This is a genomic window from Ureibacillus sp. FSL E2-3493 (assembly GCF_038077515.1).
Taxonomy (GTDB): Bacteria; Bacillota; Bacilli; order Bacillales_A; family Planococcaceae; genus Ureibacillus; species Ureibacillus halotolerans.
On sequence record NZ_JBBOPK010000001.1, the window covers coordinates 2,604,463 to 2,627,651 of the forward strand.

At 37.5% G+C, this 23,189-nt stretch carries 18 protein-coding genes and 1 riboswitch; of the genes, 1 reads left to right on the forward strand and 17 read right to left on the reverse strand.

What is annotated here, in order from left to right:
- Positions 1-149: 149 nt before the first annotated feature.
- The 7 genes from sufB to gltB form a co-directional block, all read right to left on the reverse strand.
- On the reverse strand, positions 150-1,547 hold the full coding sequence (gene sufB / locus MHH69_RS13475; protein WP_122972490.1) for a Fe-S cluster assembly protein SufB: 1,398 nt from the start codon (positions 1,545-1,547) through the stop codon (positions 150-152).
- Positions 1,548-1,570: 23 nt separating this feature from the next.
- On the reverse strand, positions 1,571-2,005 hold the full coding sequence (gene sufU / locus MHH69_RS13480; RefSeq protein WP_122972491.1) for a Fe-S cluster assembly sulfur transfer protein SufU: 435 nt from the start codon (positions 2,003-2,005) through the stop codon (positions 1,571-1,573).
- On the reverse strand, positions 1,995-3,218 hold the full coding sequence (locus tag MHH69_RS13485; RefSeq protein ID WP_122972492.1) for a cysteine desulfurase: 1,224 nt from the start codon (positions 3,216-3,218) through the stop codon (positions 1,995-1,997). The genes sufU and MHH69_RS13485 overlap by 11 nt, the downstream gene beginning before the upstream one ends.
- Positions 3,218-4,525 (reverse strand): Fe-S cluster assembly protein SufD, encoded by a 1,308-nt coding sequence (sufD, locus tag MHH69_RS13490; protein WP_122972493.1) that lies wholly within the window; start codon positions 4,523-4,525, stop codon positions 3,218-3,220. Before sufD ends, MHH69_RS13485 begins: the two co-directional genes overlap by 1 nt.
- A gap of 19 nt (positions 4,526-4,544) precedes the next feature.
- The gene (gene sufC, locus MHH69_RS13495; RefSeq protein ID WP_122972494.1) at positions 4,545-5,327 is read right to left on the reverse strand and encodes a Fe-S cluster assembly ATPase SufC; all 783 of its coding nucleotides are present in this window, start codon (positions 5,325-5,327) and stop codon (positions 4,545-4,547) included.
- 417 nt (positions 5,328-5,744) lie between these two features.
- The gene (locus MHH69_RS13500) at positions 5,745-7,223 is read right to left on the reverse strand and encodes a glutamate synthase subunit beta (protein ID WP_341362513.1); all 1,479 of its coding nucleotides are present in this window, start codon (positions 7,221-7,223) and stop codon (positions 5,745-5,747) included.
- A 14-nt stretch (positions 7,224-7,237) separates the two neighbouring features.
- The gene (gene gltB / locus MHH69_RS13505) at positions 7,238-11,758 is read right to left on the reverse strand and encodes a glutamate synthase large subunit (protein WP_341362514.1); all 4,521 of its coding nucleotides are present in this window, start codon (positions 11,756-11,758) and stop codon (positions 7,238-7,240) included.
- Positions 11,759-11,876: 118 nt separating this feature from the next.
- Here gltB and MHH69_RS13510 point away from each other — a divergent pair, with 118 nt between their 5' ends.
- Positions 11,877-12,779 carry a LysR family transcriptional regulator gene (locus tag MHH69_RS13510; protein WP_122972497.1) on the forward strand — a complete coding sequence of 301 codons (903 nt, stop codon included), beginning with the start codon at positions 11,877-11,879 and terminating at the stop codon, positions 12,777-12,779.
- Between the two features lie 41 nt (positions 12,780-12,820).
- Here the strand turns inward: MHH69_RS13510 and MHH69_RS13515 are convergent, their stop codons facing one another.
- The 10 genes from MHH69_RS13515 to MHH69_RS13560 all read right to left on the reverse strand — a co-directional run bounded on the left by MHH69_RS13515 (position 12,821) and on the right by MHH69_RS13560 (position 23,159).
- Positions 12,821-13,663, reverse strand: a complete 843-nt coding sequence (locus tag MHH69_RS13515; protein WP_341362515.1) for a MetQ/NlpA family ABC transporter substrate-binding protein — start codon at positions 13,661-13,663, stop codon at positions 12,821-12,823.
- A gap of 68 nt (positions 13,664-13,731) precedes the next feature.
- Positions 13,732-14,400: a methionine ABC transporter permease gene (locus MHH69_RS13520; protein WP_122972499.1), complete on the reverse strand. Its 669-nt coding sequence runs from the start codon at positions 14,398-14,400 to the stop codon at positions 13,732-13,734.
- Positions 14,393-15,418, reverse strand: a complete 1,026-nt coding sequence (locus tag MHH69_RS13525; RefSeq protein ID WP_341362516.1) for a methionine ABC transporter ATP-binding protein — start codon at positions 15,416-15,418, stop codon at positions 14,393-14,395. The genes MHH69_RS13520 and MHH69_RS13525 overlap by 8 nt, the downstream gene beginning before the upstream one ends.
- A 165-nt stretch (positions 15,419-15,583) precedes the next feature.
- Positions 15,584-15,689, reverse strand: a riboswitch (SAM riboswitch).
- A gap of 61 nt (positions 15,690-15,750) precedes the next feature.
- Positions 15,751-16,050: a thioredoxin family protein gene (locus MHH69_RS13530; RefSeq protein ID WP_341362517.1), complete on the reverse strand. Its 300-nt coding sequence runs from the start codon at positions 16,048-16,050 to the stop codon at positions 15,751-15,753.
- A gap of 73 nt (positions 16,051-16,123) precedes the next feature.
- Positions 16,124-16,480 (reverse strand): toprim domain-containing protein, encoded by a 357-nt coding sequence (locus MHH69_RS13535; RefSeq protein WP_122972502.1) that lies wholly within the window; start codon positions 16,478-16,480, stop codon positions 16,124-16,126.
- A 146-nt stretch (positions 16,481-16,626) separates the two neighbouring features.
- A complete protein-coding gene (gene gcvH, locus MHH69_RS13540) occupies positions 16,627-17,010 on the reverse strand; it encodes a glycine cleavage system protein GcvH (protein ID WP_122972503.1) in 384 nt (127 codons plus the stop codon).
- A gap of 79 nt (positions 17,011-17,089) precedes the next feature.
- Complete coding sequence (locus MHH69_RS13545; protein ID WP_122972504.1) at positions 17,090-17,446, reverse strand: arsenate reductase family protein; 357 nt, start codon at positions 17,444-17,446, stop codon at positions 17,090-17,092.
- Positions 17,447-17,667: 221 nt separating this feature from the next.
- Complete coding sequence (locus MHH69_RS13550) at positions 17,668-19,449, reverse strand: acyl-CoA dehydrogenase family protein (protein ID WP_122972505.1); 1,782 nt, start codon at positions 19,447-19,449, stop codon at positions 17,668-17,670.
- A gap of 83 nt (positions 19,450-19,532) precedes the next feature.
- Positions 19,533-20,705: an acetyl-CoA C-acetyltransferase gene (locus tag MHH69_RS13555; RefSeq protein WP_122972506.1), complete on the reverse strand. Its 1,173-nt coding sequence runs from the start codon at positions 20,703-20,705 to the stop codon at positions 19,533-19,535.
- Positions 20,706-20,774: 69 nt separating this feature from the next.
- Entirely contained in the window at positions 20,775-23,159 is a 2,385-nt protein-coding gene (locus MHH69_RS13560) for a 3-hydroxyacyl-CoA dehydrogenase/enoyl-CoA hydratase family protein (protein WP_122972507.1), read from the reverse strand.
- Positions 23,160-23,189: the final 30 nt, after the last annotated feature.

Genomic DNA, 23,189 nt, shown 5'->3' on the forward strand with positions numbered 1-23,189 from the left:
CAGTGAAACTTACCACAATTTCATATAAGGTGCCCCCTATTTTCTTGCACATAAAAAAGACCGAACGCAATTGCACTCGGTCTTTATCATTTGAATTTTTTGAGTTCCTAGCTTCCTAAAAACCCTCGAAATCATTGATTGTATTGGAATTAACCAATAGAACCTTCCATTTCGAATTTGATTAAACGGTTCATTTCTACTGCGTATTCCATTGGTAATTCTTTTGTGAATGGTTCGATGAAGCCCATTACGATCATTTCTGTTGCTTCACCTTCTGAAATACCACGGCTCATTAAGTAGAATAATTGCTCTTCAGATACTTTAGAAACTTTTGCTTCATGCTCTAAAGATACATTATCGTTTAAGATTTCGTTATATGGAATTGTATCAGATGTTGATTCGTTATCTAAAATTAACGTATCACATTCGATGTTAGAACGTGCACCTGTTGCTTTTTTACCAAATCGAACGATACCACGGTAAGTTACTTTACCACCTTGTTTAGAGATCGATTTAGAAACGATTGTTGAAGATGTGTTTGGTGCTAAGTGAATCATTTTTGCACCAGCATCTTGGTGTTGACCTTTACCTGCAATCGCAATTGAAAGGGTCATACCACGAGCACCTTCTCCTTTTAAAATACATGCTGGGTATTTCATCGTTAATTTTGAACCGATGTTACCATCAATCCATTCCATTGTACCGTTTTCTTCAACAACCGTACGTTTTGTAACTAAGTTATATACGTTGTTCGCCCAGTTTTGGATTGTTGTATAACGGCAATAAGCATCTTTCTTAACGATAATTTCAACTACTGCTGAGTGAAGGGAGTTTGTAGTATATACAGGAGCTGTACATCCTTCTACATAGTGAACACTTGATCCTTCATCAACAATAATTAACGTACGTTCGAATTGACCCATATTTTCAGAGTTAATACGGAAGTATGCTTGAAGTGGAGTATCTAATTTTACACCAGGTGGAACGTAAATGAATGATCCACCAGACCAAACAGCTGAGTTTAGAGCAGCAAATTTGTTGTCTGATGCTGGAATAACTGTACCCCAATATTGTTTGAAAATATCTTCATTTTCACGTAATGCTGAATCTGTATCTTTGAAGACAATTCCTAAATCTTCAAGATCCTTTTTCATGTTGTGGTAAACTACTTCAGATTCGTACTGAGCAGATACACCAGCTAAATATTTTTGTTCAGCTTCAGGAATACCTAATTTATCAAATGTAGCTTTGATTTCTTCTGGTACTTCATCCCAAGATTTTTGAGTTGCTTCAGATGGTTTTACATAGTAAGTAATTTCATCGAAGTTTAAAGCAGATAGGTCGCCACCCCATTGTGGCATTGGTTTAGAGTAGAAAATTTCTAACGCTTTTAAACGATAGTTTAACATCCACTCCGGTTCATTTTTCATATTTGAAATTTCACGGACGATTTCATCAGTTAATCCACGTTTTGAACGGAAAACTGAAACGTCTTTATCATGGAAGCCGTATTTGTAATCGCCGATATCAGGCATTTTTTTCGCCATTTTTATTCTCCTCCGTTCAAAAATTAATTTTGATCGCTTACGCCTTTTTCCATTGCTTTCCAAGCTAATGTAGCGCATTTAATTCGTGCTGGGAATTTTGAAACACCTTGAAGGGCTTCAACATCCCCTAAATCATATTTATCGCTATAGTCTTCACCTAGCATCATTTTCGAAAAAATATCAGCTAGTTCAAGAGCTTCATTTACTTTTTTTCCTTTAATAACTTCTGTCATCATAGAGGCAGAAGACATTGAAATGGAACAGCCTTCTCCATCAAATTTAGCATCTTCGACTATACCATCGTTGATTTTTAAAGTTAAATGAATGCGGTCACCACATGTAGGGTTATTCATATCGATTGTGACACTGTCACCATCCAATGAACCTTTGTTACGCGGTTTTTTATAATGATCCATAATGACTGAGCGGTATAGTTGATCTAAATTATTAAAAGACATCGTTAAAATACTCCTTCGCTGTGCGCAATCCTTCAACAAGTCGATCAATATCTTCCTTCGTATTATACATATAGAAGCTTGCTCGAGCTGTTGCAGTACATTGTAGCCATTTCATTAGCGGTTGAGCACAATGATGACCTGCACGTACAGCAATACCATTCATATCTAAAACAGTTGCTAAATCATGTGGATGTACACCGTCGATATTGAATGTAATTAAGCCGCAACGTTTCTGTGGATCTCGAGGTCCGTAAATGGTTAAACCATCGATTTTATCCATTTCACTTATAGCATATTCTACTAGGCTATGTTCATGTTCCGCAATTTTTTCCAATCCAATTTCATTTAAGAAATCAATCGCAGCACCTAAGCCAATAGCACCAGCAATATTTGGAGTACCACCTTCAAATTTCCAAGGCAGTTCTTTCCAAGTAGAATCATATAAGCCTACAAAGTCAATCATTTCCCCGCCAAATTCAATTGGTTCCATGTTTTCTAAAAGCGCTTTTTTACCATATAGTACACCAATACCTGTTGGACCGCACATTTTATGACCAGAAAAACCTAAAAAGTCACAATCAAGATCTTGCACATCGATCGGCATATGCGGTGCAGCTTGTGCTGCATCTACTACGATTACTGCACCAACTTCGTGGGCGATTTCAGCAATTTCTTTAATTGGATTAATCGTTCCTAAAACGTTTGAAGCCATTGTAATCGCGACAATTTTCGTTTTTTCTGTAATCGTATTGCGAACAGTATCTAATGTAATCGTACCATCTGGTTCAAGGTCAAAATACTTTAATACAGCACCTTTTTCCTTCGCCAATTGTTGCCAAGGAATTAAGTTTGAATGGTGTTCCATATAGGAGATAATAATTTCATCTCCTTCTTCAACATTCATTCGTCCATAAGCAGCTGCTACCGTATTTAAAGAAGTTGTAGTACCACGAGTGTAAATAATTTCTTCTGTTGACGTCGCGTTAATGAACTTACGGATTTTCTCACGAGCTCCTTCATATGAATCAGTTGCTCGATTTCCTAAAGTATGTACACCACGGTGAACGTTGGAATTATCTAACTCGTAATAGTTTTTTACTGCTTCTAATACTTGAATTGGCTTTTGGGATGTTGCTGCACTATCAAGGTAAACGAGCGGATGCCCGTTTACTTCTTGATTGAGAACAGGAAACAATTTACGGATTTCATTCATTAGCGAACTTTCCCTTCAATGACTTTCGTCAATTGATTTTTAACGCTTTCGATAGGAAGGTTAGTAACAACAGGCGCAAGGAATCCGTGGATAACTAAACGCTCTGCTTCTGATTTTGAAATACCACGACTCATTAAGTAATAAAGTTGAATTGGATCAACACGACCAACAGATGCTGCGTGTCCTGCCATTACATCATCTTCATCAATTAATAAAATTGGGTTTGCATCACCACGAGCATTTTCAGATAACATTAATACGCGTGATTCTTGTTCTGCATTTGATTTTGTAGCACCGTGTTCAATTTTACCGATACCATTGAAGATTGTTTGAGCTGCATCTTTCATAACACCATGTTTTAAGATGAAGCCTTCAGAGTTTTTACCCCAGTGACGAACTTCTGTTGTGAAGTTTTGTTTTTGTTCTCCGCGCCCTACTACTACTGTTTTCGCATTGGCAGTTGAACCGTCACCAATTAAGTGAGTAATATTTTCAGAAATTGTATCTGAATCGTTCATTAAACCTAAAGCCCAGTCCATTTTCGCATCGCGTTTAATATGACCGCGGCGGTTTACGTAAGTTGTAAAACCTTTAGCAAGAACATCTACAGCACCGAAAGTAACTTGTGCATTGTCTAATGCAACAACTTCTTCGATTAAGTTAGCTTGTCCATTTGCTTGTTCTACTGTAGATACATAAGTTTCTACATATGTTACTGCTGAATTGCTGTCAGCTACGACAAGAACATGGTTAAATAATGAAGCGTCTGCATTGTCGTTTAAGAAAACAACTTGTAATGGTTGTTCAACAACAACGTTTTTTGGTACGTATACGAATACACCACCGTTAACTAATGCAGCATGGTAAGCAGTTAATTTATGCTCATCTACTTTAACAGCTTCTGTCATAAAGTATTTTTGAACTAAATCACTGTGCTCACGAATCGCAGTTCGGATATCTGTAAAAATAACACCTTGAGCTTTTAACTCTTCAGAAATTTTAATAAATGCAGGTGTATTATTACGTTGAATATAAAGGTTTTCTTGGCCTTCAATATCAATGATTTCTTTTACTTCTGTAGGAAGCTCATCTAAAGAATTAAATGGTGCACTTTCTACTGTATGTTGAGGGAACTCGATAAAGTTCCAACCTGTAATATTTGTTTTATCTGGCTTTGGCATTGGTAGCTCAGCAGCCTTTTCAATTGCTTCCGCGCGCAAGTTCGCAAACCATGATGGTTCATTGTTGCTTTGCGAGAACGAGCGTACTTCTGTAGCTGATAACGCCAATTTTGTTTCAACCGTCATGTTGTTTCGCCCTCCTCCATTAAGCTTCTTCTGTTACCGCGTCTGTATCTTCGATTCCTAATTCTTTTTTAATCCAGTCATAACCTTCTGCTTCTAGACGTTGAGCTAATTCTGGACCACCAGATTTAACAACGCGACCTTGCATCATAACGTGTACATGATCAGGAGTAATGTAGTTTAATAAACGTTGGTAGTGAGTGATTGCAAGACATCCGAATCCTTCACCGCGCATTTCGTTAATACCTTTTGCAACAACTTTTAATGCGTCGATATCAAGACCTGAGTCGATTTCGTCTAAAATAGCGAAAGTAGGTTTAATCATCATTAATTGAAGAATTTCATTACGTTTCTTTTCCCCACCAGAGAATCCTTCATTTAAATAACGTTGAGCCATATCTTGATCCATTTCTAGGAAATCCATTGTTTTATCAAGCTCACGGATAAATTTCATTAATGAAATTTCATCGCCTTCTTCACGACGAGCGTTAATAGCTGAACGGATGAAATCTGCGTTTGTTACACCTGAAATTTCAGAAGGGTATTGCATAGCTAGGAATAAACCAGCTTTTGCACGCTCATCAACTTCCATTTCAAGTACGTTTTCACCATCTATTTCAATAGTACCTTGAGTAACTTCATATTTAGGGTGACCCATAATAGCAGAAGCTAATGTAGATTTACCTGTACCATTTGGACCCATAATTGCATGGACTTCATTTGTATTAATTGTTAGGTTTACACCTTTTAAAATCTCTTTATCTTCAATCGATACATGAAGATCTTTAATAACTAAAGTTGACATTATATTACCTCCGTAGTTGCGAGTTAAATGGTAGAACCATTTCTAATTTATTATCATTCTAATCTTAACCGAAAACTTCAAAGCATGCAAAAGATTTATTCCACAATCATTAGATTTCAACAAAAACCATTATTATATTGGTGTTTTACACATTTTTTCAGTTTTGACGAAAACTAATTTTTAAAAAAAGGAAAGAAATTCATTTTCAATAAAAGAATACTAATTGAGAATAGATTTCAAATATCATAGAGTAAAAAATAATTTTAATCATTGAGATTAGAGACTTAAGTAGTTTTCCTTAGTATAACCAATTCTTATACATGTTGCGAAGAAATTATATTAATAAAATGTTTGATTCAAAATCAAAAAAAGACGACTTCTGAGTTCTATTAAAAACTCAAAAATCGCCTAATCAAATTATGCTTTAACCGTTGTCATTAAAAATTCATCAACACTTGCTGCTACCGCGCGACCTTCTTTAATAGCCCAAACAACTAAGCTTTGACCCCGTCTTGCATCCCCTGCTGTAAATACACCAGGAACATTTGTTTCAAAATCTTTAATGGATGCTTGGATACGGTTATTGACTAATTTCACACCGAATTGTTCTGGTAATGATTTTTCCACTCCTTCAAATCCAATCGCAACAAACACATATTGAGCTGGCCAAACCTTTTCAGTACCTGGAAGCTCTTTGAAGAAATAAAATCCGTCATCGCCTAAAATTTTCTCCATTTGAATCGTATGAAGTTCTTTTACGCGTCCGTTTTTATCAGCAACAATTTTTTTCGTTTGAATGCAATATTCCCGTGGGTCACGGCCCTTTGCCGCTTCTACCTCTTCATAGGCATAATCCAATTTATAAACATTTGGATCTTGCGGCCAAGGACGATCTTCTTGTCGTGTTTTTGGTAATTGTGGATGTTTACCGAACTGATACACAGAGCGTGCCTTTTGACGAATAGCTGTCGCCACACAGTCTGCACCAGTATCACCGCCTCCGATAACAATTACATCCTTACCAGCAACATCGATTGCTTTTTTATCTTCAAAATTAGAATCTAGTAAACTTTGCGTAACACCTGTTAAGTAATCCATAGCTAAATGAATTCCTTCAGCCTCACTGCCCTCTAAATGAAGCACCCGTTGTTTTTGAGCACCGATACAAAGTATTACAGCATCGTATTGAGCCTTTAATTCATCTGCAGTAATATCCTTGCCAATTTCCGTATTTAATATGAAATCAATTCCTTCTTGACGAAGTAAATTTACTCGACGTTCAATGACGTCTTTTTCTAATTTCATATTCGGAATACCATACATTAATAAACCGCCTGGACGGTCAGCCCGTTCATAAATCGTTACACTATGGCCAAGTTGATTTAATTGATCTGCCGCTGCTAATCCAGCCGGCCCTGATCCAACGATGGCGACCCTTTTCCCTGTACGAGTTTGAGGAATACGAGGAACAATCCAATTATTTTCAAACCCTTTATCAATAATGGAACGTTCGATTGATTTAATGGCAACGGCAGGATCCGAAATTCCTAATGTACATGATCCTTCACAAGGCGCTGGACAAACGCGCCCTGTGAATTCAGGAAAGTTATTCGTCATATGTAGACGATCTAATGCTTCTTTCCATTTCCCTCTATAAACTAAATCATTCCATTCGGGAATAACGTTTTGGATTGGACAGCCTGCAGCTGCACCGCGAATTTCCACGCCCATATGACAGAACGGTGTACCGCAATCCATACAACGCGCGCCTTGCCTTTGTAATGATTCATCTGACAGCCTTGTAGCATATTCATTCCAACTCGAAATACGCTCTAGTGGAGGCTGTTCCTTTGTTTTTTCTCGTTTATATTCCATAAATCCTGTTGGTTTCCCCATGCTAGAACCCCCTCTTATTTGGAAATCGCTAATTCTTTCACTCCAGTTGTTTCAACAAAAGCTTGCATCGCAGCTCCATCCTCTGTTAACCCTTGGAATCGATGGTAATTGATTTTCTCAATCATCGCTTTATAATCCGTCGGTACAACTTTAATAAACTTCTTAACAAATTGATCCCATTTCGCTAGAATATCTAACGCAATCGTACTTTCAGTATGCTCCAAGTGTTTAATAATCATGGAGCGTACAGCCTCGATTTCCGCTTTATCTTCTAAACGTTCCAATTGAATCATTTCTGTATTACATTTTTCTTTGAAACTTGCTTCATCCGTTGGTAAAACATAAGCAGTTCCACCACTCATACCAGCAGCAAAGTTTTTTCCTACATCTCCTAAAATAACGACACGACCACCAGTCATATATTCACAGCCGTGATCACCGATACCTTCCACCACTACATTGGCACCGCTGTTACGAACCGCAAAGCGCTCTCCTGCTCGACCATTTATATAAGCAGTTCCACTAGTCGCTCCGTACAAACAAACGTTACCAGCGATCACATTCTGTTCTTGCTCGCCTTTAATAGGGGCAATGGCAACTAATTTACCTCCAGATAACCCTTTGCCGAAGTAGTCATTGACATCACCAACACAGGATAACGTCATCCCTTTCGGAACAAAGGCACCGAAACTTTGGCCAGCATGACCAGTAAATTTCAATGTAACCGTGTCATCTTTCAATCCTTTTTCGCCGTACTTTTTCGAAATTTCACTTCCGATAATTGTTCCAACAACCCGGTCTGTATTTTTAATCGTGTACTCTAACTCTATATGCTCTTTTTCTTTTATACTATTTTCTACTTTCGGTAGAAGCTCGCGTACATCGAAGGTTTCGTTAATACGTAAATCTTGCTCTGTTTGTTTCGTACGAACCCCTTGTACTTGATAAAGCAATGCCGATAAATCAAGTTGACTCGCTTTCCAGTGGGATTTTGCCCGTTCACTAATTTGAAGGACGTCTGTACGGCCGACCATTTCTTCCATTGTACGGAATCCTAATTTCGCCATATATTCTCGAATTTCTTCCGCTACAAATGTCATATAGTTCACGATATGATCTGCATTCCCCATGAATTTTGCACGCAATTCTGGATTTTGAGTTGCTACACCAACTGGGCACGTATCTAAATGACAAGCACGCATCATAATACAGCCAAGGACAATTAAAGGTGCTGTAGCAAATCCGTATTCTTCCGCTCCTAGCAAAGCCGCCATGACAACGTCTTTACCTGTCATTAACTTTCCATCTGTTTCTAATGTTACCTTTTCCCGAAGTCCGTTTAACATTAATGTTTGATGGGCTTCGGCTAACCCAAGCTCCCAAGGTAAACCGGTATGTTTAATAGAAGTTTTTGGTGATGCACCCGTTCCGCCATCATATCCAGAAATAACGATGACATCAGCTCCACCTTTCGCTACACCTGCTGCGATTGTTCCTACCCCCGCTTTGGCAACAAGTTTCACTGAAATACGAGCGTTACGGTTAGCATTTTTCAAATCGTAAATTAGTTCTGCTAAGTCTTCAATTGAATAAATATCATGATGTGGTGGCGGAGAAATTAATCCTACACCTGGTGTTGACCCGCGAACTTCAGCAACCCATGGATATACTTTATTCCCTGGCAATTGTCCACCTTCACCTGGTTTTGCCCCTTGAGCTACTTTAATTTGCAACTCATTCGCATTCACTAAATAATGGGATTTTACACCAAAACGTCCTGAAGCAATTTGTTTAATCGCACTATTACGGTTATCACCGTTTTGATCTACTTCAAAACGAGCTGAATCTTCTCCCCCTTCACCAGAATTCGAACGACCACCAATTCGATTCATCGCAATAGCTAATGTCTCATGAGCTTCTTTTGAAATCGAACCAAAGGACATTGCCCCCGTTTTAAACCGTTTAAAAATCGATTCTACCGGCTCTACATCTTCTAACGGAATCGATTGGTTCGTTGTTTTGAATTCAAAGAGGTTACGTAAAAAGCCAATACGTTCTTCATTTGCCATCTCAGCATACATTCTATATAAACCGTAATCATTTCTTCTCGTAGCAGTTTGCAACGTATGAATCGTTTTTGGATTAAAGGCATGATGTTCACCATCTGCACGCCATTGGAAGTCACTGCCGGATTCTAATAATTCCGACTTCGAATGACACGCTAATGCATGACGGCGTTTTGCTTCCTCACCAATCGTTTCTAAATCAATACCATCAATTTGGGATGCTGTACCTGTGAAATACTGATCAATCACTTCTTTACTAATACCTACCGCTTCAAAAATTTGAGCTCCACGGTATGATTGAACTGTAGAAATCCCCATTTTTGACATGACTTTCACGACACCATCTGCAATCCCTTTACGATACTTCGCTACAGCATCTTGATAACTTAAGTTAAGATGTCCTGCTTCAATTGTCTGTTGAATTGAAGCGTAAGCTAAATACGGATTGATTACATCAGCACCAAATCCAATTAAAGAGGCAAAATGATGAACTTCCCGTGCTTCACCACTATTGACAATTAAACTTACTAAAGTTCGTTTACCTGTGCGAACTAAATATTGATGTAAGCCACTTACTGCTAGTAGGATTGGGATCGTTGGTGTAGTAACAGAATCAAGTTGATCCGTTAAAACAAGTAATGTTGAACCGGCTTCAATCGCCTCATCTGCTTCTTTGAAAAGACGTTCCAATTCTTTTTCTAAAGACATTTCAAATTGGAGGTTAATGACTGAATGTTGGAAATATTTATTCGACAAGCTTGTCAGTTCATCCAACTCACCGTTTGTTAATATAGGTGTTTCTAAGAAAATACGACGGGCATTTTCAGCATTCGGGTGTAGCAAGTTTCCTTCCGCACCTAACAAAGTCATCGTAGAAGTAACGATATGTTCACGGATTGAATCGATTGGCGGATTCGTAACTTGAGCAAACAATTGCTTAAAGTAATTAAACAATGATTGGGGACGATCGGATAATACCGCTAATGGTGAATCATTCCCCATTGAACCAATCGGATCCTTTGCACTGCTTGAAATTGGAACTATATATTTTTGAATATCTTCAAATGTGTAACCGAAGGATTTTTGACGTAAAGATAAATCATCTACCTTTTTCGGTAATTCATTTTCTGCTTCGATCGTTACTAAGTTCTCTTCTAACCATTGGGCATAAGGTTCGGCCTGTGCCATTTCTCTTTTTAACTCTTCATCGGAAACAATTTTCCCTTGTTCTAAATCGATGAGCAACATACGACCAGGACTTAAACGTTCTTTATATAAAACGTTTTCCTCTTCGATATCAACAACCCCTACTTCTGAAGAAAAAACAATCATATCATCTTTTGTTACATAATAGCGTGCTGGACGTAACCCGTTACGGTCTAAAATCGAGCCAATTTGTTTACCATCTGTGAAACAAATTGCAGTCGGTCCATCCCACGGCTCCATTAAGCTTGCATGATATGCATAAAACGCTTTTTTCTCTTCTGAAATATGAGGGTTTTCTGTCCACGGTTCTGGAATTAACATCATTGCCGTATGGGCAGGAGTTCTACCTGCTAATACGAAAAATTCAAAGGCATTATCCAACATGGATGAATCTGAACCTGAGTTATCAATAATCGGTAATAATTTCTTTAAATCTTCACCAAAGCTTTCTGAAATAAAACGTTGTTCCCTAGCCGTCATCCAGTTAATATTGCCACGTAATGTGTTGATTTCACCGTTATGAACGATATAGCGGTTTGGATGAGCACGTTCCCAACTCGGGAATGTATTCGTTGAGTAGCGTGAATGGACTATGGCAAAAGCTGAAACAAAGCTTTCATCTTGTAGATCTATATAAAACTCACTTACTTCTTCTGGAGTTAATAACCCTTTAAATACAATCGTTTGGCTCGACATACTTGGGCAATAAAATTTCATATCTTGTTCCTTTGCCCAAAACTCCGTCTGCTTACGAATTAAATACAATTTACGCTCAAAGGCTAAAGTATCTTTAACGTTTTCTGCCTTTATAAATACTTGGCGAACAACAGGCGCCGTTGACTTAGCAACATCGCTTAAAATCTCTTTATTTGTAGGAACAGTTCTCCATCCGATTAAAGATTGCCCTTCTTGTTCAATGAATTCGTTTATTTTTTTCTCAATGGATTCTCTCTCTTTATGATCCTCTGTAAAAAATAATTGCCCTACACCATACTCACCTTTCGCTGGTAAGTTTAGCTCTGGACAATTTAATTTATAAAATAGGTCAGGAATTTGTACCATTAAACCAGCACCGTCGCCAGTTTTGCCGTCACCTCCGCGTCCTGCTCGGTGATCTAAGCGACATAACATTTCTAATCCATTTTTTACAATTTCATGTGAAGCGTGTCCCTTAATATTTGCATAAAAACCGATACCACAAGCGTCATGTTCAAAAGTCGGTGAATAAAGACCTTGTGCCTTCGGATACTGATGAAAAGCCATGTAAATCCCCCCAAATCTCATAAATACCTTATTTACATTTTAAGGTTTATAAAATAATATAAACAATATATAGTTTGGATTGAATTAATCTAATTTTTAGATAAATGGGGTGAAAACGTTGGAATTACGCCAATTGCGATACTTTGTAGAAGTGGCAGAAAGGGAACATATTTCTGAAGCAGCCGAACATTTACATGTCGCCCAATCAGCAGTCAGCAGACAAATTGCAAACTTAGAAGACGAGCTAGGTACAGCACTTTTTGAGCGAGTAGGTCGAAATGTGAAGCTGACACCAATTGGTAAAATCTTTTTAGACCATACAGTTACCGCACTGAAGGCAATTGATTTTGCAGTCAAACAAGTGGAAGAATATTTAGACCCCGCAAAAGGAACCATTAAAATTGGCTTCCCTACTAGTCTTGCAAGCTATGTATTACCAACCGTTATTTCTGCTTTTAAAAAAGAATATCCAAATGTTATGTTCCATTTACGCCAAGGATCATATCGCTATTTAATTGATGCCGTAAAAAATCGAGAGCTTAATTTGGCTTTTTTAGGCCCTGTACCACAGGCAGACGAAAGCATCAATACAACGATCTTATTTAGTGAGAAAATCCATGCTTTACTTCCTGCTAGCCACCCGTTAGCTAAACGAAACAAAATTCATTTATCCGACCTACGCCATGATAATTTTGTATTATTTCCGGAAGGGTATATTTTACACAAAGTCGCCATTGATGCTTGTAAATCGGCAGGCTTTATCCCAAACGTTACTTCTAAAGGGGAAGATATGGATGCATTAAAAGGATTAGTTGCTGCCGATATCGGTGTATCACTCCTACCCGAAAGCTCTTTGTACGACTCGACACCACGTTTAACCGTTAAGATGGAAGTGGAAAGCCCTATTTTAACAAGAACTGTCGGTGTCATCTATCCGACTAATCGAGAACTCGGACCGTCGGAACAAGTATTTTTAAAATTTATTAACACATTTTTCTCAAGATTAAATCGTTTTATATAATGTAAAAAAACCTTCGGATCAATCCGAAGGTTTTGTAATAATTATTCATTTACAGGTACGACTGCGCCGCCCCACTCATCAAGAATGAATTGTTGGATTTCGTCAGAATGAAGTACTTCAACTAAACGTTTAATCGCTTCATTATCTTTGTCTTCAGAACGTACAGCAATCACATTTACATATGGAGATTCAGAATCTTCAATTGCGATAGAATCTTTAATTGGGTTAATACCCGCATCGATTGCGAAGTTCGAGTTAATTACAACCGCATCGCCTTCGCCTTCTTCATAATACGTAACTAACATTTCTGGAGCAGAGCTATTATCAATCTTAAAATTTTTAGGATTTTCAACGATATCATCAACAGTTGCTACTGCTTTGTCGACATTTTCATCTAGTTTAATTAAACCTTTTGCTTCTAAAAGAGTTAAAATACGACCTTGGTCACCAACAGAATTAGAAATAATAATCGTTGCACCTTCCGGTAGCTCATCTAATGATTTATATTTTTGAGAATAAATACCGATTGGTTCGATATGAATGCCACCAGCGTTTACAAAATCATAACCTTTATCTTTAATTTCAGTTTCTAAATAAGGAATGTGTTGGAAGTAATTTGCATCAAGATCACCAGACTCTAAATCTTGGTTCGGCATTACATAATCTTGGTAAGGTTTAATATCTAATTCAATACCTTCTTCAGCTAGAATTGGTTTTGCTTGTTCTAAAATGATGTCATGTAAACCGTTTGAAGCACCGATTGTAATTGTTTTTGATTCTTCTTTTCCACCTTCACCAGTTGTCTTTTCATCTTCAGCGCTACCACAAGCTGCTAAAGCAAGTACGACTACTGATATCAATAAAAATGATAAAAATTTCTTCATTTTCTTGTTCCCCTTTTCTTAATATCTTATATATGTGAACGGTCTTACCGTAAGCACTGGAGTGATCTTTATCGTTTATCGGTCTTTGTTGTTATAAAGTCCCCAATAAATTGAATAATAAACACAATAATTAAAATAATAATGGTTGCCATTAGTGTTACATCATCACGACTACGTTGGAAACCATCGATGAAGGCTAAGTTTCCTAACCCTCCAGCACCGATAATTCCTGCCATCGCAGTGTATCCTACTAGCGTTACTGCCGTTACTGTAATACCTGAAAGTAAAGCTGGCATCGATTCTGGAATTAATACTTTCCAAATAATTGTAGAAGTTTTCGCTCCCATTGAACGGGCTGCTTCTATAACTCCTTTATCAATCTCACGTAATGCGATTAATACCATCCGCGCATAGAAAGGTGCTGCCCCAATGATCAATGCCGGCAAAGCTGCTTCTACCCCGCGAATTGTTCCTAGTAAAAACTTCGTAAATGGAATTAATAAAATAATCAATACGATAAATGGAATCGAACGGAAAATATTTACTAATGATCCGGTAATAAAGTTTGCAATTTTATTTGCCCAAATTTGATGTGGACTCGTTAAAAACAATACAATACCAACTATTAAACCAATAACAAAGGTTGCTGCCGTTGAGATGATTGTCATATAAAGGGTGTCATATGTAGCTTGCCACATATCTTCCCATCGAACATTCGGAAATAATTCACTAAGCATGTTCAATCACCTCCGTTTGAATTTCTATTGAATTGAGTAAATCTAATGCTTTTTGAACGTTGCTATCTTCACCAACAATTTGAACAATTAATGTTCCATATGGTCCACTTGCCGTTTGTGAAATGTTACCGTGAACAATATTCACTTCTACATCGAACTGTTTAATTAATTGGGAAATGATTGGCTGTTCCGTCTTATTTCCTATAAACGTTAGTTTCACAATTTTACCCGTTGGATAATTAGCTAAAATTTGTTCAATGGAATTTTTTGAATCCTTTGTCCCAGACACTTGCATAACAAAGTTTTTCGTAATATCTGCTTGAGGTTGTTGGAACACTTGAAGAACATCGCCTTGTTCCACAACTTGTCCCGCTTCCATCACGGCCACACGGTGACAAATTTTACGAATGACGTGCATTTCATGGGTAATCAAAACAATTGTAAGACCTAGACGCTTATTAATATCTAATAACAATTCTAAAATGGAATCTGTCGTCTCTGGATCCAACGCGCTCGTTGCTTCATCGCAAAGTAACACTTCTGGATTATTAGCTAACGCCCTTGCAATTCCTACCCGCTGCTTTTGCCCCCCTGATAATTGGGAAGGATATGCTTTGTCTCGACCAGATAATCCTACTAAATCGATCAACTCTTTAACCCGTTTTGTACGTTCCGCCGCTGGAACACCGGCAATTTCCAATGGGAAAGCGATATTTTCCGCAACTGTGCGGGACCATAGTAAATTAAAATGTTGGAAAATCATACTAATTTTTTGTCTTGCTTGACGAAGTTTACTACCTGAAATAGAAGAAATCGGCTGACCGTTTACAACAACCGATCCAGCAGTTGGTTTTTCTAATCCATTTAACAAACGAATCATTGTACTTTTTCCTGCGCCGCTGTATCCAATGATGCCGAATATTTCACCTTTTTGAATGGTTAAATTAACATTTTTTACAGCTGCTATTTCACCATTTTTTGTTTTATATATTTTCGATATATCCTTTAGCTCAATCATATATGTACTCCTTTATATTACGCCTCAATAATTTATGTTGAGGAAGAAATGTATGTAAAATACACAACTTTTTTATCCTTTTCTTTTTAATCCCAAAATAAAAACCCTTTCTACAAAGACAAGTAGAAAGGGCACGCAATAAAACTTCTATTTACGATAACCGTTCTCTTATCTTTCAAAGTATCCACTTCGCGTGACTTGGCACCTTTTCACATAATGTGATGGTTGCCGGGTTTCATAGGGCACTTCCCTCCACCGCTCTTTATAAGAGTTACGATATTTAATTTTAAGATTATGGATGTAACTTTATCACGTTCATTTTAAGTAGTCAACTACTTTTTTAACTTTTCGTATAAATAGGGTACAGATTGAAAGGCATACACTTTTTCAACCTGATTATCCCTACTAATCAACAAACAAGGAACACTTTCTATTTGATAATCAAATGCTAGTTGTTCTAGAAAATTAATGTTAGCTTTACCTAAAGGTAGTTCAGGCAATAGTGTTTCTATTACGTCCAACATTTTGGAGGCGACTGCACACGTTCCGCACATAGGGGTATACAAATAAAAAGCCGTTAACGAATTTTGCTCCTTTTGCTGCTCCCAAGTTTCAATCGTCCATTCTTCCATCTTTCATCATCCTACTCAATTTTATATCAATAAGCTGCATTTTTTCTAAAAGAACCGGTTATCCCATAAGTAATTATACTTCTGTGGATGAAGATAAATATTGTTTATGCACTGAAAACTTTGCCTCATTTAATAAATGGGCCAACACTTTTTTAGGAGCATTGGCAACTTCTATATACGTTCTAGGAATGAAAAGGTGGATTGCTTCCGAATAAATTCTTTTCGTCAACTTTCTCAACTTTTCTCCCGAATTATCCGCATCAAATAAAGTGTAGAGCTTACATTCTTCAAAGGGCTCTAAAAGATCCAGTAAAGCATCTTCACTAATCGTCCCATTTGTACAAATAATTTTAACATCCTCAGCAAAAATTGGTGCAATGTTCAACTTATCCGATCGGCCTTCAACAATTATACACTTTTCAACAGTCATTTGCTTCACCCCACGCTTTGTAGTTATACAGCTAAAAAATGTCTGCAAATATGCATAAAAAATTAGAAAAAGAAGATGGTTACTTATTATATTTTATTGTAAAAAAAACGCCAGTGGTTTTCTGGCGTTTTTACTATATCATATTCTTATTCTGCATCAATTAATTCATTATATTGCTCAGGAGTTAATAAAGCATCAACTTGCGAAAGATCTGTTGGTTCAACAACAATCATCCACGCTTTTTCGTATGGTGATTCATTAACATATTCTGGACTATCTTCAAGCTCAGAGTTAATTTCAACAACTTTCCCTGAAATAGGTGCATATAGTTCTGAAACAGTTTTAACAGATTCTACACTACCAAATGGCTCGTTTAATTGAATTTCGTCGCCTACTTGTGGAAGTTCTACGAAAACAATATCGCCTAGTTCCGATTGGGCAAAGTGGGTAATTCCTACACGTACTTTTCCATCTTCTACTTTAATCCATTCGTGTTCTTTTGAATAACGTAAATCTTTCGGTGTGCTCACTAAAAACCCCTCCAAATATGTAATTCATTCAAGTTTAGTTTGACATATTTCTATAGCAAATACAAGCTAGTTCAGATGATTATTTCCAAGATTCTGCAAACTCAGCTTCTTTAAAACCTAACGTTACTTTTTCACCGTCAGTTACGATTGGGCGTTTAATTAACATCCCGTCAGAAGCAAGTAATTCTAGTTGTTCATCTTCAGACATTGAACTTAATTTGTCCTTTAACCCTAACTCTTTATACTTCATGCCAGATGTATTAAAAAATTTCTTTAACGGAAGGTTACTTGCTTTCCAATACGACTTTAACTCTTCTTTTGTAGGGGTTTGTTCTACAATATGAATTAGCTCGTAGGAAATACCGTTTTCATCTAGCCATTTTTGAGCTTTTTTGCAAGTTGTGCAGCGTGGATATTGAATCAATTTTAGTGTCATTTCACTACTCCTTCATAAGTTATAAAATTTAAATAAAGTATACCAGAGATTGATTGTACTGAAAAAGATAAAGTGAAACTTCAATCAGTAGATTATTATTTTGGATCTCGCTAGGAGACTTCGCTGTCTTTCATTTAATAAAAACAGCCTAAATGCAAAATACCATTCCTAACAAATAAATAGAAAAAGGTATCCAAAGAGGATACCTTGTTTATTTCGTCTTATACAATATATTTTTCAGCTTCGATTAGTTTTTTAGATGCTTCACGCTTTTTCAAAATTAAATTGTAAGGGTTGCTACGAGTTAATTTACGTAGAGCGGAAAGCATCATTTTACCGTTATCTCCTTCGGCAGAAGCAAGGATTGTTTCTTTTGCCTCTTTTTCAATTTCTGCAAAGGCTTCTTGGCAGAAAATTTCAGTATAAAGAAGTTTTTGTTTCGATTTTTCAACACCATCACGTTCAATTGCTTTTGCTGTACGAATCACTGCAGATTCCATTGCATACAGTTGATTAGCAATGTTCGCAATGTTTACTAAAACTTCTTGTTCATTTTCTAATTTTGCACCGAAGGCTTGTGCCGCTACGCCCGCTGTTAAAATACCGATTTTCTTCGCATTTTTTACAAGATATTTTTCTTGTGCTAATGGCTCATCTCCGATTTCTTCAGGCATTAACATTAACAACTCTTCTTGTAGCTTTTGAGCCGCTTGAAGTAAAGGTAATTCTCCTTTTAATGCCTTCTTCATAAATGTTCCCGGTACAAGTAAACGGTTAATTTCGTTTGTTCCTTCAAAAATACGGTTAATTCGTGAGTCACGATAAATACGTTCTACTTCATATTCTGCCATGAAACCATAGCCACCGTGTAATTGTACAGCCTCATCTGCAATATAATCTAATGTTTCAGAACCAAATACTTTGGCAATTGAACATTCAATCGCATATTCCGCAATCGCTGCAGCAATAACTTTACCATCCTTTTGTTCCTCTTCTGATAATTGGCTTAAACGATCTTCAAAGTATCCGACAGTTCGATAATTCAATGATTCTGAAGCGTATAGTTGAGATGCCATTGTTGCAATTTTTTCTTTCGTTAAATTGAAACTTGAGATTGGTGTTTTAAATTGTTGACGTTGATTTGAATAGGCAATCGCTAATTCTAATGCTCGTTTAGAAGCACCAACAGTACCAACACCTAATTTGTAACGACCGATATTTAAAATATTAAAGGCAATGACATGACCACGGCCAACTTCACCTAGTAAATTTTCAACAGGAACTTCAGCATCTTCCAAAATTAATGTACGAGTGGAAGAAGATTTTATCCCCATTTTCTTTTCCTCTGCCCCTACTGAAACTCCAGGATAGCTCCGTTCAACGATAAAGGCTGAGAATTTGTCGCCATCAATTTTTGCATATACAACGAAAACATCGGCAAATCCAGAGTTTGTAATCCACTGTTTTTCACCATTTAAAATGTAATGAGTTCCCGCTTCATTTAATTTAGCTACCGTCTTTGCTCCTAGGGCATCTGATCCAGAACCTGGTTCAGTTAAAGCATAAGCTGCAATTAACTCACCCGATGCAAGCTTTGGTAAATATTTTGATTTTTGTTCATGGTTGCCGAATAGAACAATTGGTAAAGAACCGATACCTACATGGGCACCGTGGGTAATGGAGAACCCTCCAGCTGGAGACATTTTTTCAGCGATTAATGCCGAAGAAATTTTATCTAACCCTAATCCTTCATATTCTTCCGGTACATCTGCAGCTAGTAATCCTAATTCCCCTGCTTTTTTCAATAAACGTACAGAATGTTCAAATTCGTGGTTTTCTAAGTTCTCTACTACTGGTTTTACTTCATTTTCAACATAATCCGTTGTCGTTTGAGCAATCATCAATTGTTCATCTGTAAAATCTTCAGGAGTAATTACACGACTTAATTCCACATCTTCAATTAAAAAACTTCCACCTTTAATAACATTTGTTGTTTGAACCATTTACATTTCCTCCCCTAATAGAAAATATTTAAACCCTTGAATACTCGCACTTCATTTCCTAATTACTTCACAAATTCTATTTTTTACAGCACTTCGAATACACCAGCAGCACCCATACCGCCACCAATACACATTGTGACAACGCCATACTTTTTACCTTGACGTTTTAATTCATGGATTAACTTTAATGTTAATATGGCACCTGTTGCACCAAGGGGGTGACCTAAAGCGATTGCCCCTCCATTTACATTCACCTTTTCTATATCGATGCCTAAATGGCGTACTACTTGAATTGATTGGGAAGCAAAGGCTTCATTCAGCTCCCATAAGTCAATATCCTCTAAAGATAATCCAGCGATTTTCAATGCTTTTGGCACAGCTTCAATCGGGCCAATCCCCATTACTTCAGGAGGCACTCCCCCAACAGCAAACCCTAAAAATTTAGCCATCGGTTTTAACCCTTGGGCTTCCGCCTCTTCTCGATCCATAACTAAAACTGCTGCTGCACCATCGGATGTTTGAGAAGAGTTACCTGCCGTAACAGACCCTTTCACGTTAAAAGCAGGACGTAATTTTGCAAGTCCTTCCATCGATGTATCAGGACGGACCCCTTCATCTGTATCAAAGGTAAAGGTTTTCGATTGCAGCTTGTTATTTTCATCTACGAAATGTTGGACAACTTCAACGGGTACGATTTCATCTTTAAACTTTCCTTCTTTAATCGCTTTTGCCGCTAATTCATGGGAACGTACAGCAAATGCATCTTGATCTTCTCGACTGACCCCGAAACGATTGGCGACTTCCTCAGCAGTATGGCCCATGCTCATATAATATTGGGGTGCTTCTTCAGCTAGCTTCGGATTTAAACGAACTGTATTACCGGTCATTGGTATCATACTCATCGATTCAACGCCACCAGCTAAAATAGCCTTCGAATGGCCTAACATAACCCGTTCGGCTGCATAAGCTATCGCTTGAAGTCCAGACGAACAGAAACGATTGATCGTAATTGCCGGTGTCGTGTCTGGTAGCCCAGCTAACGCCCCAATATTTCTCGCTACATTCATTCCTTGTTCCGCTTCTGGCATTGCGCAGCCCATAATTAAATCATCGATAGGCCCTTCATATCCAGCTCTTTTTAATGTTTCCTTTACAACAACTGCCCCAAAATCATCAGGACGGAAGTTAGCAAGAGAACCTTTTTTTGCTTTTCCAATAGGTGTTCTTGCACCTGCTACAATTACGGCTTCACGCATATTGATATATCCCCCTTATCCATTGGCTTTTGTATTTTCAGTTCATCGACATTCCTGTCAATCCTATGATTAATTGCGTAATGGTTTTCCTTTTATCAACATGTGTTGCATCCGTTCTTGCGATTTCGGTTCGGCAACAAGTTGTAAAAATGCTTCACGCTCTAAGTTTAATAAATAATCTTCCGTTACTTCTGTTCCGTATGGCACAAGACCACCTGCGATGACATATGCAAGCTTTTTCGCAATCTTTAAATCATGCTCACTAATAAAGCCCGATTGGTACATTCCTTGAGCCCCTAACAATAATGTTGCGTACCCTGGTGCCCCAACAACTTTCACTTTTTTAGGTATTGGTGCAGTATATCCAGCTTCTGATAAAGCAAGCACCGTCTGTTTCGCATCGTAAATTAAGTGATCAGGATTTACTGAAATACCATCAGCAAAGTTTAAGAAATTATTTTCACGAGCTTCTTCACCGGATGTAGAAACTTTAGCTAAAGCAATTGTTTCAAATACTTTATTGGCAATCACTTGATAGTCTATTTCTACTCCGTTTGGAATTCCTTTTATAAACTTTTCATAAAGTGCTAGATTTCCACCACCACCTGGTATTAATCCAACTCCTACTTCAACTAATCCCATATACGTTTCACTAGATGCTTGAATATGAGCAGCTGGTAAACATACTTCCGATCCACCGCCAAGGGTCATACCAAAAGGTGCTGCCACAATTGGTTTTTTACTGTACTTAATTCTACGCATCGCTTTTTGGAATGCTCGAATAGTAAAATCTAGTTCAAAAATGTTATCATCTTGAGCTTCCATTAAGATCATGCCAAGGTTGGCCCCTACACAGAAGTTTTTCCCTTGGTTTCCAATTACAAGGCCTTTATAATTTGCCTCCACTTCATCTATTGCGAAGTTGATCATTTGAATAATATCTAAACCAATTGCATTGGATTTTGAATGGAATTCTAGTAACGCGACCCCATCACCTAAATCTATTAAACTAGCACCAGAATTTGATTTAATAACCCCATGTTTTTTCTTATAACGTTTTAAATCAATGACTTTATCATTCACTGGTACTTTTACATATTCATTGCCATTGTAGTAAGCTAAATCTCCATCTATTTCTGTATAGAAAGATTCATAACCTTTAGCTAAAAACTCTTTTACAAACGAAGGGATTTCCCTTCCTTCAGATTCCATTTTTTCAACAGATTGTTTGACCCCAATGGAATCCCACATTTCAAAAGGTCCTTGTGTCCAACCAAAGCCCCATTTCATCGCATTATCAATTTCAACAATTGTTTCTGCAATGATGCCTGTTAATTCAGCAGAATAAAGTAACGTCGGAGCAAATATGTTCCATAGTAGCTCTCCTACTCTGTCATTAGCATATACTAATGTCTTCACCTTATTTGGAAGCCCTTTTGTTTGTTTAGCCATTTCAATTGAAGGCGTTTGTAATTTTTTCATTGGCACATACTCTAATGTGGATGGCTCAATTTCAAAAATTTCTTTTCCTTTCTTCACAAAGAAACCTTGACCTGATTTTGCCCCTAGCCAGCCGTTATCAACCATTTTCTTCAACAACTCAGGCACTTCAAATACTTTTTGTTCTTCCCCTGTTGTTTGGTCATAAACCGTTTTCGCTACATGAAGGAATGTATCTAAACCAACGACGTCTAAAGTTCTAAAAGTTGCGGATTTCGCTCGACCGATTAGTGTACCCGTTACCGAATCCACTTCCCCAACAGAATATCCACGATCTAACATCTCTCTAAGCGTAATTAACAAGCCATACGTTCCAATTCGGTTAGCTACAAAGTTTGGTGTATCTTTTCCTACTACAACCCCTTTGCCTAATACATCCTCAGCAAATGTTTTCATAAAATGAACAACTTCAGGTAACGTATATTCAGTAGGTATAACCTCCAACAGTTTTAAATAACGAGGAGGATTGAAAAAATGGGTTCCTAAAAAATGTTTTTGGAAATCTTCCGAACGGCCTTCAACCATTGCATTTACACTAATGCCTGAAGTATTGGAACTAATAATTGTCCCTGGCTTGCGCACCGCATCTACCCGCTCGAATAAACTTTTCTTCACATCTAAGTTTTCAACTACGACTTCGATGATCCAATCAACATCCTTAAGCTTTTCTAAATCGTCTTCCAAGTTACCAACTGTTATGAGTGATAAATTTTTCTTAGCCGTTAATGGTGCTGGTTTTTGTTTTAATAGCTTTTGAATCGCATTGCTCGCAAATCGATTGCGAACTACTGGATGTTCTAGAGTCAGTCCTTTTGCTTCCTCTTCTTTCGTTAACTCCTTTGGTACGATATCTAATAGTAATGTTGGAATACCGATATTCGCTAAATGTGCGGCAATACCTGATCCCATAACCCCTGAGCCTAGTACGGCTGCTGTTTGAATTTTGTAAGACATATGCATCCCCCTTATCACCTTTGAATGAAT

What these genes read in the sequence shown, in the direction of transcription:
- sufB (WP_122972490.1), bottom strand. Translation starts at nt 1,547, where the DNA reads ATGGCGAAAAAAATGCCTGATATCGGCGATTACAAATACGGCTTCCAT.
- sufU (WP_122972491.1), bottom strand. Translation starts at nt 2,005, where the DNA reads ATGTCTTTTAATAATTTAGATCAACTATACCGCTCAGTCATTATGGAT.
- MHH69_RS13485 (WP_122972492.1), bottom strand. Translation starts at nt 3,218, where the DNA reads ATGAATGAAATCCGTAAATTGTTTCCTGTTCTCAATCAAGAAGTAAAC.
- sufD (WP_122972493.1), bottom strand. Translation starts at nt 4,525, where the DNA reads ATGACGGTTGAAACAAAATTGGCGTTATCAGCTACAGAAGTACGCTCG.
- sufC (WP_122972494.1), bottom strand. Translation starts at nt 5,327, where the DNA reads ATGTCAACTTTAGTTATTAAAGATCTTCATGTATCGATTGAAGATAAA.
- MHH69_RS13500 (WP_341362513.1), bottom strand. Translation starts at nt 7,223, where the DNA reads ATGGGGAAACCAACAGGATTTATGGAATATAAACGAGAAAAAACAAAG.
- gltB (WP_341362514.1), bottom strand. Translation starts at nt 11,758, where the DNA reads ATGGCTTTTCATCAGTATCCGAAGGCACAAGGTCTTTATTCACCGACT.
- MHH69_RS13515 (WP_341362515.1), bottom strand. Translation starts at nt 13,663, where the DNA reads ATGAAGAAATTTTTATCATTTTTATTGATATCAGTAGTCGTACTTGCT.
- MHH69_RS13520 (WP_122972499.1), bottom strand. Translation starts at nt 14,400, where the DNA reads ATGCTTAGTGAATTATTTCCGAATGTTCGATGGGAAGATATGTGGCAA.
- MHH69_RS13525 (WP_341362516.1), bottom strand. Translation starts at nt 15,418, where the DNA reads ATGATTGAGCTAAAGGATATATCGAAAATATATAAAACAAAAAATGGT.
- MHH69_RS13530 (WP_341362517.1), bottom strand. Translation starts at nt 16,050, where the DNA reads ATGGAAGAATGGACGATTGAAACTTGGGAGCAGCAAAAGGAGCAAAAT.
- MHH69_RS13535 (WP_122972502.1), bottom strand. Translation starts at nt 16,480, where the DNA reads ATGACTGTTGAAAAGTGTATAATTGTTGAAGGCCGATCGGATAAGTTG.
- MHH69_RS13545 (WP_122972504.1), bottom strand. Translation starts at nt 17,446, where the DNA reads ATGACACTAAAATTGATTCAATATCCACGCTGCACAACTTGCAAAAAA.
- MHH69_RS13550 (WP_122972505.1), bottom strand. Translation starts at nt 19,449, where the DNA reads ATGGTTCAAACAACAAATGTTATTAAAGGTGGAAGTTTTTTAATTGAA.
- MHH69_RS13555 (WP_122972506.1), bottom strand. Translation starts at nt 20,705, where the DNA reads ATGCGTGAAGCCGTAATTGTAGCAGGTGCAAGAACACCTATTGGAAAA.
- MHH69_RS13560 (WP_122972507.1), bottom strand. Translation starts at nt 23,159, where the DNA reads ATGTCTTACAAAATTCAAACAGCAGCCGTACTAGGCTCAGGGGTTATG.